The organism is Nocardia amamiensis NBRC 102102, from assembly GCF_001612745.1.
Lineage (GTDB): Bacteria > Actinomycetota > Actinomycetes > Mycobacteriales > Mycobacteriaceae > Nocardia > Nocardia amamiensis.
On the sequence record NZ_BDBA01000078.1, the window covers coordinates 1 to 13,269 of the forward strand.

Sequence of the window (13,269 nt, forward strand, 5' to 3'; positions counted from 1 at the left end):
CCGCGGCGCCCTTGACCCCAACGGCCTTGGTACCCATGGCACCCAGGCCCGCCACCGCGAGCAAGGTGCCGCCGGTGGCGGTGAGACCGGAACCACCGCTGCCGACGATCGCGACGGCCGGGGTGACCAGCCGCATCAGCGCGGGCAGCACGAACGCCACACTGCACAGCAGCACGATCGCGACCAGCATGCGCTGGGCCTGCTCGCCGTCGGGCAGGCCACCGGTCGGGGTGAGCGTGTCGACGTGGCCCGCGGTGGTGAAGGCGATCATGTAGACGATCGCCGCCACCGGTTTCCACAGCATGAAGGCGATGATCCAGCCGATCAGCTTCTGATAGGACTGCTTGCCCACGTTCATGCCCGAGGCCGCCGCCGCCAGCGGCAGCACTCCAGCCGCGATCACCAGCAGGCCTTGGCGGACAATGGCGAGCACGATCTGCGCCAGCGCGCCGAGCAGGCCGACGATCGCGATGATCAGCACCAACCCGGGCGAAAAGGCCTGCAGCTTACTGGTTTTCACCATCAGCTCGGCGAGGTCTTTGGCATTGCCGTTGGTCGAGTCGCTGATGATCCACTCCGCGAACCGATCCGAGGCCTGCGTGCCGGCCACGATCACGGCGCCGAGCATCCAGGAGCTGAACACCACGCGGGTGAACATCCGGAACGACTCGGCCGCCTCGTTCATCACGGCTCCGCGTCTCGCCTCGGCCAATCGCGCGCCGGAAATGATCACCGACGCGATCAGCAGCAAGATCTGCGCCTGATAGGTGTAGTCGTTGATCTTCGTGAACAGCGAGCCCGAATCGCTGACCGCCTCGTTGGGCACCTTCATCCAGAAGGTCAACGCCAGGATGATGGCCTCGCCGAGGCCGTTCATCAGCGAGTCGACCACCTTGCCGAACGTCGAGTCCCAGGCCTTGTCCTTGACCGCCCCCGCCGCCTGGTCGGGATGCGCGGCGACATTGCCCGCCTTGCACGCGGCGGAGGCTGCGTCACCGAGAGTGAAGCCCGGCAGCCCGAGGCCGTCCAGAGAGTCGTGGATTTCGTTGCACGTATCGTCGAAGCCGTACGTCTGGCCGTAGGCCACGGTCGGAGTCGCGACCATCACTGTGAAGATGACCGCGAGGATTGTGACTAGCCGCCTCACCATTGTGTCCACCCATCGATCGAACCGATCGTCTCGAGCGGCTGTGCGTCGCCCGCGGACGACTTCAGTCTCCAGCCACCGTCACGCCATACCACGTTGAGTCTCATGGCCACCCAACTTCGCCCGCCGTGCAGAAACTCCCGGGTCTTGCGAGCGATACGAACAACAGCGAAATCGTCACCATAGCTTTCGATTCGAAATGCGTGGGATGCGTACAACAGCGGTTTGACACTCTCCGGCAAGACGTTGGGAACCTTTCCCCCGGCGATCTTGCGCTCCCGATCGGCGAGCTCCTCGGGAGTGAGGATCACCAACTGCTGCCACAGTGCGTTGTCAGTCGGCCGGGCCACGGTCCGCCAGTAGATCTGCTCGGCGGCCAGCGCGGCGCCCTGCGGGGTCTTGGCGAATCCCGACGGCACGCCGTTGTCGATACGCACCGGTCCATCGGTCGTCGAGAAAGGAATGATCGGCCCGCCGTATACCTGCTGCCAGCCGCCGGGCTGGTTCGTCCCGCCCGGCGCGCCGGTCTGCCACTCCGGATCGGTCGGCGTGCGTGGCGAGCCCGACTGCGACAGCGCCTGCCCGGCTGGATCGTTCGGAATATCGAAACGATGCCCGAAGGAGTCCTTATCAGAACCTACGAATGAGGACGCGAAAGTCGGCCCTCCAGAACTGTTCTCCGATGCGGTTGTCGTCTGCGGCCCCTGCGGCGCGGCGTCGTCCCGAACAGCAACCACCGTTACGACTGCGGCCACCGCCACCGCGAGTACCGCAACCGCGCCGAGCACAGCCGGCGGCATGCGATCCGAAGACCTTCTACGGCTCACCATTTCGTCCACCCCTGCAACGACTCGACGTACTCGGTCTGGGCATTGGTGGTGGTCGCGGGCTTGAGGCGCCAGTCACCCGCGTCCCACACCATGACCAGGCGGGTCGCCGCCCACAGCTGTTTGCCGTCCACCACCGGCCCCCTGGTGGCGAGGCGGACGATGGCGAGATCGTCGGCGTAATCATCGACTTTGAACGCGTCGGAGGCGACGAAGTACTGCGTGACCGTCTCCGGCTGCTGCTCGGGCAGGCGGTCGTCGGCCAGCGCCTTGTCATAGGCGGCGATCTGCTGCGCGGAGACCCGGACCTGGCGCACATACAGGTCACGGTGGGCGGGGCGAGCGTTGAGCCGGTAGGTGATCTGCGCCGCCGCCAGCACCGCACCCTGGGGGGTGTGCGAGTACCCGACGGCCAGGTCGTCCTCGATGCGGGTGGGCCCGTCGGAGGTGGAGAAGGGCACCGAGGCGCCGTACACCCGCTGCCAGCCGTGCGGCTCGGTGGTGCCTTCCGGCGCCGCGGTCAGCCAGTCCGGGTCGGTCGGCTTGCGCTGCCGCGCCGGATCCTGCGGAAGCGGTTGTCCCGGCCCGCTGTTCGGTACATCGACGCGCCTGCCGAAGATGTCCACATCGGGGCTGGCGAAACCGGTGCCCCCGGAACCTGCCGTGACGGCCGGAGCGCCGCCAACGCCTTCGTCGTCGCGGCCGACGAACACGAAGATGCCGACGACCACGATGAGCGCCAGCACGGCGGCGGACGCGACGACACCGAAGGAGACACGATCGCGCGTGTACGACTCGTTGTCGCTCACGTCGGTGCCTCCAATTTCACGATGTCCGTGGGTAATGCGTCGATCGAGTCGATGGGTCGTGCGGTCGAGCCGGGGTCGGGCAGTCGTAATCTCCAGTCCTCGCCGAACCACTCGACGGCGGTGTGGTGCACCGCCGTGGACCGGTCGGAATACTCGGTGTACACATCGACGGTGGAGTTCTGCTCGGTGTATCCGGTGATCTTGTAGCCGAGCAGCCTTGGCGCGAACTCGGGGCTCGCCGGGCCGGTGATCGACAGCTGCACCCGATTGATCGCCCACTCGTCCTTGGCCGGGCCCGGAACCACTTCCCGCGCAGCCACTTTCGCCCACTGGGTATCGGCGGCCACCGCCAGCCGAACGGAGTGGGTGACCGCGGCGATGCCGGCGCCGCGCGGCGAATGCTCGAAACCGGTTGCCGCGCCGTCAGCCGTCGACTTCGGGCCCTGGTCGGTGACCGGCAGTGGCACGCCCTGGAACGGCTGCCAGCGCACGTTGGTCGGAGACGCGGCCAGATCCGGTCCGCCCGTGTCGTCGCCACCGCCGCAGCCGACCGCCGCCGCCAGCAGCGCGGCACCGACGAATCCGGCCGCGGGCAGGCGGATGTCGCACCGCCACCCGGTGCCGTCCGCCGGCCGCATTACCGTGGAAGTCATTCCCGCGTCGTCCCCATCCCGTTGCGGCTCACGCGGGCAGGAACGCCAGGGCGATCCCCGACGCCGTGCTCGCCACCACAGCACCAAGCAGGCTCATCAGCACACCGTGCGAGGCGTCGTTCATGGCCAGATCGCTGCGGAAGGTCAGCCACAGCTTCCCTGCCGACACGATCATCCAGGCCAGGCACACCAGCAGCACGAACCACAACAGCCAGTTCAGCAACTGCATCAGCGGTGCGAGGACTTCGGCGGGCATCCGTTTGTAGGCCAGCGATTCGGCGGCCGTCATGCGCACGGTACTCATCGCGGACCTCAGGTGCCGATCACGGCGTTCATGATGGTGCCTGCGCTGGTGGCGACCACGCCGCCGATCATCGCTCCGGCCACCATCTTCGGCGATTCCAGACCGCCGCCGGTCCACTTCTCCCACGCGAACTTGCCGCCCGCGTAGGTGATGCCGCAGATCCCCGACAGCAGGACGAACCAGGTGAGATACCGCACCAGCTGCAGGATCTTCTCCGAGCCGGGAGGCGCCTCGGGCGTCGGATTACCGACTTGCGCGAGTACGGTGCCGTACGTGTCCTGCACGGCGAGGAGGATCATGCTCATCGGGTGCCTTTCTCGAATAGTGGTGTGCTGTCGCCGATTCGATGCGTACGTTCACTGATCTGGCGGCTTCCGCAGATCTGGACCCCGGCGATCGAAGGTGGCCTCCTCCAGTGCCGTCCGAGCGGCCGCGACGATGTCGGCGCCGAGCTCCCGGACGTCGAGCGGGACTTCCTCCAGCAGATCGAGCTTGCGCTTCTTCGGTGGCAGCGGATCGCCGGGCGACCACACCGGCAGCTGCTCCGGCTCGACCAGTGTCCATTCCTCGTACCACGGCACCTGCCACACCTGTCCGGCCAGCGAGCCGACCACGTCGCGGTAACGCCGGATCTCCGGAGCCATCCTGCCGGGACGCGCGGCGACCGTGATCAGGCCGAGCACCTCGGAAGGGCCCGCGAAGCCCGAAAGATGTTGGCGCAGCAGGTCGTGCGCACGGGACAGCCCGCCGATGGTCTCTCTGGCGACGAGGACGACGAACGGGCTCTCGCGGTCGAAGACGCCGGGCCAGCGGCGGCCCGAATCCGCCGCGGGCGCAAGCACATGCGCGAGGGTACTGGCTCCGGCCCCGCCGTGCACACCCAGCAGCCAGACCAGCGGCGCGCGGCCGACGCCGGGCACCGGTCGGTCCCAGATGGCGGCACGACGCCCCTCCGGCGGGGCGATCACACCGGCGGGCGCGGGATCGGGGTCGGGCTGACGCGGAAAAATCATGGCGGCGGTCATGATGCCACCCCGGCGAGCAGACGCGCATATGCCCGGCGCGTCTCGGCGGCCAGTGAGGCGTGCCGCACGAGTTCACCACGGGCCAGGTGTGGATCGTACGGAATCTCCCTGATGTCGCGAACCCATCCGGAGAGGTGCTCGCGCAAATGATCCGCTACCCGCGAGTCCCCGTCCGGATACTGGTGCGAGACGACGATGGTCGCGTCGCCCACGACGCCGCCATCTCCCTCGGCGGTGTCGCCGAACTGGTCGTCGAGCCATTCCAGTGCGACCCGCAACCGGTTGGCCGCGTCGTTGCGCGCCGGAATCGTCAGCACCAGAGCCACATCCGCGTCGTCGAGCAAGGGCAGCAGTTGCCTAGCGGCAATCGGATGCCCTCCGTCGTAGACCGCGGTGTATCCCGCGTCGCGCACCGCGCGGGCGACCGTGAGATACGTCGCACGCCTGCGCAGCGGCTCGGCATCGCGCCACAGCAGTCCGATGCCCGACGTCGCGCGCGACAGGCATTCCTTCAACGGCGCGGGCTCGTCGCCACCGCGACCGTACAACCAGGACTGCAGGCTGATCGGGTGCAGATGCTCGTCCGCCCCGCGCAGTGCGAGATCGCTGCCCGCCGAGGTCGCGTCCACCGCGACCGTCGGCGTCCCACCCGTGCCGAGCTCACCCGCCAGACCCAATGCCGTCGTGGTGGTGCCCGCGCCACCGCACCCGCCGACCACCAGAATCGACCGCTGCGCGGAACGATCCGCCCCTGACCCCTCATCCCTGTCGCGCCGCAACCGCACCACCGGAGCCTTGGAGCGCACCGGCCGACCCGACGATTCGCCCGCCCCGGGCGCCTCGTCGAGCCAGCGGCTCCAGTCCTCTCCCATCGCCTCTGCTCTCCTTTTATCCGGCCGCGATACCCGTGATGAGGGTGCGACCGCCGATCACCGCGGTGGTGACCATCTGCCTGTTGTACGTGGCGGGTACACCGCCGGGCCGGTATTCGGTGATCTCCACCGAATACCGGTTGTCACCGATCGTCACGATCCGCACGCAATGCGTGGTGCCTGCCGGGACGGTATCGATACCCCGTTGGATGACCCACGCGGGCTGGACGCCGGCGTCCGGCGCGACCGCCGTCCTGGCGCGCTCCCCGGAACGCTCGACGTAATACGCGTACTGGAACAGCAGCACCGCGTCCGGCCCGGAGGTCGTCCCACCCGCCTCCGCGCTGCGCACGATCGCCTCGCTGCGTTCGGTCGGGCAAGCGCCCGCGCCGGCCGCCTGCGCACTGCCGACGGTGAGCTGCACCGATGCGGGCCCGCGCGAGTCTCGCGACGCTGCTGCGCGATCGGCCGCCGCACGCACCACGACCAGCACGCACACGGCGGCCACGGCCAGCACCAGCACCGCCGCGATCACGATGATCAGGATGCGGGCCCTGCGCATGGCGGGATGGTCGCGGGCGGCTTGGCGCAGTGCCCGCGACACGCGTGGACGCGGTCGGTCGACCTCATCGGTCTCGTCGCCGGCCCACGGGATCCGTGCCGGATCGGCCTGCCGCGGCGCGACGTAGTCGTCGTCGGGACCGGGCGCCCGACCGCTGACCACCCAATCCGACCAGCCCCCGGTGAATTCGCTGCGCTGCGCGGGTAGGTCCGCCGGGGCGTCGTCGGTCCTGCGCTGCGGCGTTTCGTCCTCGTCGCGGATGTAGCGCCGAGCGGGGCCGTCGTCCTCCGCAGGGAGGATGGTGTTCCCCGCACTGCGGTCTCGGGCTTCCGGGGCACCGGCTTCCGGCTCCAATGCGCCGTACCAGCGGGAAAGCTGTTTGTACGACTTCAACATTCCCCCATTCCCGCAGAGCAGGGCACGCAGTATCGCATCGTCGGACCCTCTCGGCGATCAGTTCGTGGAGAACGGGTAGGTGTTGGGTGTGCCGGGTCGGTCGGTGGGCGGAATCGATGTCACGCCGCCGGATGAGGCGCCATCGGCTCCTGTCCCGAACGGAAATTGTCCCGTACCGGACGAACTCGGCGTGGGCGACGCGCCGGAGCTGTCGCCGAAGAATCCGGTCGGCTGCTTCTCCAGCACCGCACGCGGCGTGGCACTGCTGCCGAAAGCGTCGGCGATGTCGCGCGCGACGGCCGCGAACCACTCGGCGACGAAGTGAGTGGGAGCGGCACCGTTCGCCGAGACGGTCGCACTGTTGTAAGCGGTGTGTCGCTGGATGGTGTCCCAGTAGCGCACCCACGTGGTCGTGTTCAGCAGCTCGCTGTTGTCGGTGATGTTCTGCACCACCGCGTCGAACGCCTGCGTGACCAACCGGGCGCCGGTCGTCGGCGGAACAAGCTGCGGGATGGCGCCGAGCAGCTTCGCGCCGAGCGACAGCAGCGCGACCGGCGGGTTGGACAGGCCCGCGGTGGCCAGCTCGGAGATGGCCGCCGGACTGATGATCGTCCTGACCACCGTGACCACGGCGTTCAACCCGATCATGCCGATCTTGAGCACGGCCTGCAGCGCGCCGGGCAGATCCAGGGGGGTGCGCGGATCCGAGGCGTCGGCGAGGCGCTGGGAGATCGACTTCTTCGGCGAGATCGACAGGGTCGCCAGCGAATTGCCCTGCACGTCCTCGTTGACCACCTCGGTAGCGGTCTTGATCGAGCTGAACGCCAGCGCCTGCGCGATCGACACCAGCGAGGCGATCGGGTCGCCGCCGCTGAGCTTGGACTGGCCGACGAGGTTGGCGACCGCCTTCAGGACGGGTGCGCCCTCCGGGGCGTCGCAGGCGAGATCGCCCGCCGCGCAAAAGCTCGCGACGCGACCGGTGAGCGCGCCGAAGTTGGCGGCTTGGTCTCGCTCCGGTCCGATGCCGCCGCCGCTGGCCGGCGTCAGCGGAAGAGCCGCGAGGGACACGAGCCGATCGCCCGAGGTTCCCGGCGCGGCGTCCGGCGTCGCCTTGCCCGGTGCGCCCGGAAACAGCGGCGCGCCCGGGTTGCGGGTCGGATCGCCGAACAAGGCCACCGCGGCGACCTTCTCGGCGGACAGCACGCCCTGGCCGTGGCCGATCTCCTGGGCGAACACCGACGCGACGTGGGCGCCCTGGGAGTAGCCGACGATCGCGAAGCGGGTGTTCGGGCAGGTGTCGGCGACGGTCGCGGCCATGTTCCGCAAACGGGCGAGGCCGCCGGCTACCGACTCCGAGTACGGCACGGCGCCACCGGCTGTCGCACCACCGAAGCCGGATTCGTATGGCACGTAAGCGCGGTCGACCAGACCGGCGTCGGGCGCTTTGGCCAGCATGGGCCGGAAGACCGTCGAGAGCATGCCGGTGTCGGTGCTGGGCGCGGCGTCCGGCGAGGATTCACCGGTGCCTTGAATCCCCAAGGCGTACAAGGCAGGACAGGTCGCGATCGAGATGTTCGTGGAGGGGCCGGCGGGATTCGGCGGCTGCGCCGCAGCGACTCCGGCGGTCGCCACAGCCACGGCGAATGCGACCAGCATCCCCGTGACTCGTGCCGTGTATCCAGTCATAGCGATCCGCAATCAAGTCGTTTGCCGCACTACCCTCAACGCCATGAAACGCCATAGACCGTAACAGATTCCGGCTATTACCGCCGCATCGGCGGAAATCTTCCGCGAAACACCGATTTGTACGAGACACGCCGTGGCGCGCCCCTGGGAACGACCCGGCAAGTTTCCGATGGCCCGCAGTGTAGGACAACGCCGGAAAATCGGCCGACCACCGCCACCCGAAACGGCTTGGGGCATTGGCTGATCGACAGCAATACTCGGGAGAACTACACCGACCGGTCAGGCCGCGGACGTGACGCGATAGACGTCGTAGACGCCTTCGACGTTGCGCACCACATTGAGCAAGTGCCCCAGATGTTTCGGGTCGCCCATCTCGAAGGTGAACTTGCTGATCGCCACCCGGTCGCCGTGCGTGGCCACCGATGCGGACAGGATGTTCACTTTCTCGTCGGCCAGCACCTTCGTCACGTCGGACAGCAGGCGGGTGCGATCCAGTGCCTCGATCTGGATGGCGACCAGGAACACCGAGGACGGCGACGGCGCCCAGGACACGTCGATGATGCGTTCGGCCTGCTCACGCAGCGACCCGGCATTGGTGCAGTCGGTGCGGTGCACGCTCACCGCGCCACCGCGGGTCACGAAGCCCATGATCTCGTCACCGGGCACCGGAGTGCAGCATTTCGCCAGCTTGGCGACCGTGCCGGACGCACCGGGGATCAGCACGCCCGCGTCGCCGGTGACCCGCTGCCTGCTCGGCGTCGTCGACGGCGTGGAGCGCTCGGCCAGCTCGTTCTCCACGTCGCCGATGCCGCCGAGCTGGGCCATCAGCCGCTGCACCACGTGGTGCGCGGAGACCTGGTGCTCGCCGACCGCGGTGTAGAGCGTGGAAATGTCGCTGTAGTGCAGTTCATGCGCCACCGCGGTCATCGCGTCGACACTCATCAACCGCTGCAGCGGCAGCCCGACGCGGCGGACCTCCTTGGAGATCTGCTCCTTGCCGCTTTCCAGGGCCTCCTCACGCCGCTCCTTGGCGAACCATTGGCGAATCTTCGCCTTGGCGCGTGGGGACACCACGAAGTTCTGCCAGTCGCGACTGGGTCCCGCGTTCTGCGCCTTGGAGGTGAACACCTCCACGACCTCGCCGTTCTCCAGCTGGCGCTCCAGCGCGACCAAGCGCCCGTTCACCCGGGCGCCGATGCAGCGGTGCCCGACCTCGGTGTGCACGGCGTAGGCGAAGTCGACCGGCGTCGACTTCTGCGGCAGCGTGATGACGTCGCCCTTCGGTGTGAAGACGAAGATCTCCGGCGACTTCAGGTCGAAGCGCAGCGACTCCAGGAACTCGGCCGGGTCGGCGGCCTCACGCTGCCAGTCCAGCAACTGACGCATCCACGCCATGTCGTCGACCTCGGCGGTGTCGTTGGAGTGCTTACCGCGGGTCTCCTTGTAGCGCCAGTGCGCGGCGATGCCGAACTCCGCGGTGCGGTGCATGTCCTGGGTGCGAATCTGCACTTCCAGCGGCTTGCCGTCCGGCCCGACCACCGTGGTGTGCAGGGACTGGTAGACGCCGTAGCGCGGCTGGGCGATGTAGTCCTTGAACCGGCCCGCCATCGGCTGCCACAGCGAGTGCACGACGCCGACGGCCGCGTAGCAGTCGCGCACCTCGTCGCAGAGGATGCGAATGCCGACCAGGTCGTGGATGTCGTCGAAGTCCTTCCCCTTGACGATCATCTTCTGGTAGATCGACCAGTAGTGCTTCGGGCGGCCCTCGACGATCGCGTTGATCCGGGAGGCGGCCAGCGTGTTCACGATCTCGGCGCGCACCTTCGCCAGGTAGGTATCGCGTGAGGGCGCACGGTCGGCGACAAGTCGGACGATTTCGTCGTACTTCTTCGGATGCAGAATCGCGAAGGCGAGGTCCTCCAGCTCCCACTTCACCGTCGCCATGCCGAGGCGATGGGCCAGCGGCGCGATGACCTCCAAGGTCTCCTTGGCCTTCTTGGCCTGCTTCTCCGGCGGCAGGAAACGCATGGTGCGCATGTTGTGCAACCGGTCGGCGACCTTGATCACCAGCACGCGCGGGTCGCGCGCCATCGCGATGATCATCTTGCGGATGGTCTCCGCCTCGGCGGCCGCGCCCAGGTTGACCTTGTCCAGTTTGGTGACACCGTCGACCAGGTGTGCGACCTCGGAGCCGAAATCCTGGGTGAGCTGCTCCAGGCTGTAGCCGGTGTCCTCGACGGTGTCGTGCAGCAGCGCGGCCACCAGCGTGGTGGTGTCCATCCCGAGTTCGGCCAGGATGTTGGCCACGGCGAGCGGATGGGTGATGTAGGGGTCGCCGGATTTGCGGAACTGATGCTTGTGCCGCTCGTCGGCCACGTCGAACGCGCGCTGCAGCAGCGTGAGGTTCGCCTTCGGGTAGAGCTCGCGGTGCACGGTGGCCAGCGGTTCCAGCACCGGCTTGACCGCCGCGATGCCGCGCTGACCGGTCATGCGGCGGGCCAGGCGGGCCCGTACCCGGCGCGAAGCCGAGGTCGGGACGGCGGCGGTGGTGCCGGGCTGACGCACAGGCGACGTGTTCGCGGCTGCCGGTTGCTTCGTGGGCTGCGCGCCGTCGGAGGCGGCCGAGGCACCGTTCGGCTGGGGGCCCGATGTCGATTGCTCGACCTTCGCCTCGCCCAGATGCTGAGTCATGCCACCACCTCTCCGCGCCTCGATCGGAACACCCTATCCGACCGGTGCAACCTCCCGGACCACCACTTTAGTCCGGCCGAAGGGCGAACGTGCCGCACAGCTGACGTGGCGCGCCCGCGGCGGTCTCCGGACCAGTAGCGGACATGCTCTCGGTGCAGGTCCAGGCACGCGCACCAATCGTCACGTAACAGACACGCCCGGGGCCGCCCGTCCCCTGTGTGCGCTGCCAACGCGGCTGTCCGACTGCGCTCTACCAGCGTGAACAGGACTGTTCGCCGGTACGGGTCGCCGCGTGGGCCAGGGATCGCCGCGGTCCCGGCGTCGAGGCCGGTCAACGCCGGGACACGCAGTTCGGTCCGAGACACGTCGCGGGCGCGACGCGGCGCGTCGAAGACGAACTCTGCTCCGAACGTGCCGACGCGTGCTGTCGAACAATCCGAGGCGGAGTGCACCGATCGGCCGCTTGGGCGATCCCGCCGCGTTCAGCGACGTCGCCGGCGCTCAGCACTCTGGTATTCCGGGACCGGTCGGTGGTGTGATCAGCGAACCTCGGCGGGCTCGGGTTCGGTCGCCGGCGACCTGGTAGCTGCCGGGTCGGGCCGGAGGGAGCGGCCGTCCAGGTCGGAGGGCTGGGCCACCTCGAGGATGTCGAGCACCGTCGGGGTGATGTCGACCAGGGTTGCCCGGGTGCTCGTGGTGCCGGACCGGAAATCGGGCCCTCGGGCGATGACGAAATTTGTTGTCTCATCTGGCGATTGGGCGCCGTGCCCGCCTTTCGGCGTGTGACCGTGATCGGCCGTGACGAGTATGGTCCACCGCTCGGCCGGGTGCGCGGCGGCGCGGGCGTCGACGGCGGCGACGATCCGGCCCACCAGGGCGTCTACGCGCGTCACGGCGTCGAGGTAGGCGCGTGACGCGCCGCCGAACTCGTGACCGGCGCGGTCCACTTGGTCCAGGTGCGTGAAGACCAGGTCAGGCGCGAACTTGCCGATGGCGCCGGCCACTGCCGCGGCGGTGGCGGCGTCGGTCCTGGATTCGTCCTGGTCGTCCGGAATGGGTGCGGTGGAGACCACCACGTCGGCGCGCGGGATTCCGCTGCCCGTCATGGTGGCGATCTGGTCCCAGGTCGCGATCGAGTGGGTCTTCAGTCGGGGGCGGGCGCGTTCGAGCTGGGTGAAGACCGTCGGATACCGCGCGAACGGCGCGGCGGTGAATTGGTTGTTCGTGATGCCGTGCTTGCGGTCCCACACCCCGGTGAGCACGCTGGCCCAGGACGGACCGGAAATGGTGATATGCGGCGCGATCGAGGAGCGGCTCAGCAGGCCCTCGCCGCTGAGCCGCAACAGATTCGGCGCCCGCGCCTGTTCGACCTTGCTGTACATCAGCCCGTCCAAGCCGATCACGACGACCTTGGCCACCGGCGCCTCCGCCGCGCCGACGCCCGCCGCGACGGTCATCGCAAGGACCGAAGCAGCCAGGACGGCAACGGCTTTCGACAGCAGCTGCGTTCGGCTCATACCGCGAACCATGCGGGTGCGACCGCGGTCCGCGATAGCCGTTCGTGGGAGTGTTCATGGACGTTTCATCGGCGCCCCAACCGCCCGTTGCCCCACTGAACATGCCAGAAACAGGGCATAGCGGACAGCTATATCCAAGGCCCCCTGGGAGTGTCCGACCCGTGAACGCCGGATTTCCGGCACGCGACCGGCTCGGCCGCCGGGCCCGCGACAGCCTCATGCCGGGAGCCTGCCTTGACACGCATTGCGCCAGCGAGCGTCCGCAGGCCGGCACCTGCAACGGAACGGTCCGTCCAAACCCAAGGTTGGTATGCAACGGTCTGCGGTCCGAACTACGCCCTCCCTGGCGGTCCGCAATGTCTCCTATCCGGTGCTCGGCCAGCCCGGGTGAACGCCAGGTCTTTCCACAGCAACCGCGTCAGCACGCGGCGGGCTACCTCGGTGATTCGGTTGTGGTCGAACGCCAATTCGGGTACCTCGTCGAACTCGACCCACCGCGCCGATCCCCCTGCGGCCCCACCACCGCCCACATCGCGATCGAGAGTGTCGGTGCCCACGCGGGTCACGGTTCGGCTCATCGAACGTGATCAACTGCCCTACCGCACCGACCGCGGCATCCGGCACGCCCAGCTTCACGCACACCGCCCGGCGCGCCGCAGCCGCCAGCCGCTCCACGCGGGCGAGCAGCACGCCGGGCAATGCCAACTCCCCCGCGTTCGCGATGGACCACGACGGCAGATGGTCCATCGGCGCCTGCGAGCCATCTGTCGGACGATGTTG

At 68.5% G+C, this 13,269-nt stretch carries 12 protein-coding genes and 1 pseudogene; all 13 read right to left on the bottom strand.

The annotated features are described in order from the left end of the window. The coding region (locus NA4_RS16155; protein ID WP_067470460.1) for a hypothetical protein at positions 1–1,150 on the bottom strand (1,150 nt) is incomplete at its 3' end. Next, on the bottom strand, positions 1,144–1,908 hold the full coding sequence (locus NA4_RS16160; RefSeq protein ID WP_157129055.1) for a DUF8175 domain-containg protein: 765 nt from the start codon (positions 1,906–1,908) through the stop codon (positions 1,144–1,146). The genes NA4_RS16155 and NA4_RS16160, both read right to left, overlap by 7 nt. 62 nt (positions 1,909–1,970) lie before the next feature. Then, positions 1,971–2,783 carry a DUF8175 domain-containg protein gene (locus NA4_RS16165; protein ID WP_067470462.1) on the bottom strand — a complete coding sequence of 271 codons (813 nt, stop codon included), beginning with the start codon at positions 2,781–2,783 and terminating at the stop codon, positions 1,971–1,973. Continuing rightward, on the bottom strand, positions 2,780–3,436 hold the full coding sequence (locus tag NA4_RS16170) for a DUF8175 domain-containg protein (protein WP_245671412.1): 657 nt from the start codon (positions 3,434–3,436) through the stop codon (positions 2,780–2,782). The genes NA4_RS16165 and NA4_RS16170 overlap by 4 nt, the downstream gene beginning before the upstream one ends. Before the next feature lie 28 nt (positions 3,437–3,464). Further along, positions 3,465–3,740 (bottom strand): hypothetical protein, encoded by a 276-nt coding sequence (locus tag NA4_RS16175; protein ID WP_084497143.1) that lies wholly within the window; start codon positions 3,738–3,740, stop codon positions 3,465–3,467. An 8-nt stretch (positions 3,741–3,748) separates the two neighbouring features. Beyond that, entirely contained in the window at positions 3,749–4,045 is a 297-nt protein-coding gene (locus NA4_RS16180) for a hypothetical protein (RefSeq protein WP_040692318.1), read from the bottom strand. Between the two features lie 51 nt (positions 4,046–4,096). Next, positions 4,097–4,765: a hypothetical protein gene (locus NA4_RS16185; RefSeq protein ID WP_067470463.1), complete on the bottom strand. Its 669-nt coding sequence runs from the start codon at positions 4,763–4,765 to the stop codon at positions 4,097–4,099. Beyond that, positions 4,762–5,637, bottom strand: a complete 876-nt coding sequence (locus NA4_RS16190) for a MinD/ParA family ATP-binding protein (protein ID WP_067470464.1) — start codon at positions 5,635–5,637, stop codon at positions 4,762–4,764. The genes NA4_RS16185 and NA4_RS16190 overlap by 4 nt, the downstream gene beginning before the upstream one ends. Positions 5,638–5,653: 16 nt before the next feature. Further along, positions 5,654–6,595: a DUF8176 domain-containing protein gene (locus NA4_RS16195; protein WP_067470465.1), complete on the bottom strand. Its 942-nt coding sequence runs from the start codon at positions 6,593–6,595 to the stop codon at positions 5,654–5,656. A 57-nt stretch (positions 6,596–6,652) separates the two neighbouring features. Continuing rightward, positions 6,653–8,281 (bottom strand): cutinase family protein, encoded by a 1,629-nt coding sequence (locus NA4_RS16200; protein ID WP_067470466.1) that lies wholly within the window; start codon positions 8,279–8,281, stop codon positions 6,653–6,655. Positions 8,282–8,560: 279 nt separating this feature from the next. Beyond that, a complete protein-coding gene (locus NA4_RS16205; protein ID WP_067470467.1) occupies positions 8,561–10,972 on the bottom strand; it encodes a RelA/SpoT family protein in 2,412 nt (803 codons plus the stop codon). A 539-nt stretch (positions 10,973–11,511) separates the two neighbouring features. Next, positions 11,512–12,489: an alkaline phosphatase family protein gene (locus tag NA4_RS16210; RefSeq protein ID WP_245671413.1), complete on the bottom strand. Its 978-nt coding sequence runs from the start codon at positions 12,487–12,489 to the stop codon at positions 11,512–11,514. Between the two features lie 380 nt (positions 12,490–12,869). Then, positions 12,870–13,200, bottom strand: a pseudogene (locus tag NA4_RS42615) (NUDIX hydrolase); the annotation flags it as partial. Positions 13,201–13,269: the final 69 nt, after the last annotated feature.

What these genes read in the sequence shown, in the direction of transcription:
- NA4_RS16195 (WP_067470465.1), bottom strand. Translation starts at nt 6,595, where the DNA reads ATGTTGAAGTCGTACAAACAGCTTTCCCGCTGGTACGGCGCATTGGAG.
- NA4_RS16185 (WP_067470463.1), bottom strand. Translation starts at nt 4,765, where the DNA reads ATGACCGCCGCCATGATTTTTCCGCGTCAGCCCGACCCCGATCCCGCG.
- NA4_RS16170 (WP_245671412.1), bottom strand. Translation starts at nt 3,436, where the DNA reads ATGACTTCCACGGTAATGCGGCCGGCGGACGGCACCGGGTGGCGGTGC.
- NA4_RS16175 (WP_084497143.1), bottom strand. Translation starts at nt 3,740, where the DNA reads ATGAGTACCGTGCGCATGACGGCCGCCGAATCGCTGGCCTACAAACGG.
- NA4_RS16180 (WP_040692318.1), bottom strand. Translation starts at nt 4,045, where the DNA reads ATGAGCATGATCCTCCTCGCCGTGCAGGACACGTACGGCACCGTACTC.
- NA4_RS16205 (WP_067470467.1), bottom strand. Translation starts at nt 10,972, where the DNA reads ATGACTCAGCATCTGGGCGAGGCGAAGGTCGAGCAATCGACATCGGGC.
- NA4_RS16190 (WP_067470464.1), bottom strand. Translation starts at nt 5,637, where the DNA reads ATGGGAGAGGACTGGAGCCGCTGGCTCGACGAGGCGCCCGGGGCGGGC.
- NA4_RS16210 (WP_245671413.1), bottom strand. Translation starts at nt 12,489, where the DNA reads ATGAGCCGAACGCAGCTGCTGTCGAAAGCCGTTGCCGTCCTGGCTGCT.
- NA4_RS16200 (WP_067470466.1), bottom strand. Translation starts at nt 8,281, where the DNA reads ATGACTGGATACACGGCACGAGTCACGGGGATGCTGGTCGCATTCGCC.